Consider the following 1,705-nt stretch of genomic DNA (forward strand, 5'->3'; position numbering starts at 1 on the left):
ATCGTGTACTGGCTCTTCTTGCCGCTGTAGATTGCCGTGTCGCTCCCGGCGCCGCCGTTCAACACGTCGTTGCCGCCGTTGCCGCGGATTGAATCGTTGAACTTCGTCCCGGTGTAGGTATCGGCGCCCGACGATCCGAGCAGCTTGTGGCCCTCGCTCTTGATGGCGGCCGTCAGAATGGAGGGGTCGGCCGCGCGCGCGCCGCCGCTCACACCTCCCATCAAACCGGCCGCGAGCTGGTGGAACGCACCGCCGGCAGAGCCGTTGGACATCGACAGACCCGATATCTCGACCAGCGCCGAGTAACCGACGATGTGTTTAGAGGCATCCTGCGTGAACGAACCCGTAGACGCCTGGTAGCTGTCACCAAGAGTCGCCAGCTTGATGCTGCGGAGCGTCCCACTCATGATGTGGCTGGCAAAGTAGTACTCGAAATTCGTCCCGTCGAGCACCACAGCCTTGGTGTTGCTGCCGGCGATGTTGTCGAGAAGAACTAGCTGATCGCCTTTGAAGGTGCTGCTGCCGCCGAGGATGTACGGCCAACCCTCGAACGCGAAATCGGCGAAGTACTTCGACACAAACGCGTCGAAGTTGACGCCCTTCGAACTGCTGTCCTGCGCCGTGAGCTTGATCGTGATCGCCATGTCATTCTCCTTCGCGGATTTGGACGCTCAGTAAAGTTTTACCGTGAGCGATGCTTTCGCGGACAAGCCGGGGCTCGCCTGCGCATTCAAATATTGCGTGTACTGGACGTCGAAGAGGTTCTCGACCACGAGACCCGCTTTGACATTTTCGTTGACGGCCCAATCGGCGAAGATATCGACGAGCGTGTAGGGTTCTCCGATGAACCCGAGCGCCGCCGCATTCTTCTTCTCCGCGACCCATGTCACGCGGGTTCCGAGTTCGAGCCGCTCTTCGAACAGGCGAAAGCCGATCGTCGCCATGAAACGATTGGGCGGAACCTTATTCAGAGGCTCGTTTGTAAAGGCGTTTTTGCCATCCATGATCTGCCCACCGATGCCGGCGAAGAAGTGGCCCGCATCGTATTGACCCTCGATTTCGAAGCCGTGGAGCTTTGCCTTCGCGATGTTCTGATACTGATACCCCCCGGGTATGGGGAACGGCGTGAAGACTTGTTCGATGTAGTCGGCGACCGTGTTGCGAAAGACGCCGAGTTTCARCCTGAGCTTATCCGAATCCCGGATGAGATCGTTGAACCGCAAGTTGATCCCACCCTCGACATTGTGCGCGATTTCCGGCTTCAGATCTGGGTTGGGAAAGAAACGTCCAGCGCTCACTGGCGGCGGGTGAAATCCGTCGATGAGTGTTTCGATGAGCGAGGGCGCTCGATACGCTTCCGCATATGTGCCGTAGAACGTAATGGGTTCCCAAGGCGTGACGCCGATCGTGAGTTTGGGCGAGAGACGGTCGCCTTCGTTCTTGATGTCGTCACCGGTAAGACGGTAGAAGTCGTACCTCAGGCCGCCGATCACTTCGAGCCACGTGGAATACCTGATCTTGTCCTGCAGGAATGCGCCCGTCGCGAGTCGCGTTCCCGACGGGGTCAGCTGATCGCTCGTGCCGTAAGAGTCGCGCGTCTTGACGTTGTCCTCGAAGAGATCTCCGCCATAGGTGAGTTCGTGACTCAGCGCACCGGTTTCAAGCCGCGAGATGTTGAACACGTCGAAACCCGACGTTCCAATAC

1 protein-coding gene and 1 pseudogene are annotated in these 1,705 nt (G+C 58.5%); both read right to left on the minus strand.

The genetic code is table 11. From position 1 onward, the window contains the following. A pseudogene (locus AC1DT3_RS20250) lies at positions 1-644 on the minus strand (hypothetical protein); the annotation flags it as partial. Positions 645-671: 27 nt separating this feature from the next. Next, positions 672-1,705 (minus strand): TonB-dependent receptor domain-containing protein (locus tag AC1DT3_RS20255; RefSeq protein ID WP_477467005.1); only part of this gene is annotated, 1,034 nt, incomplete at its 5' end.

The organism is Microvirga sp. P4_G7, from assembly GCF_056401005.1.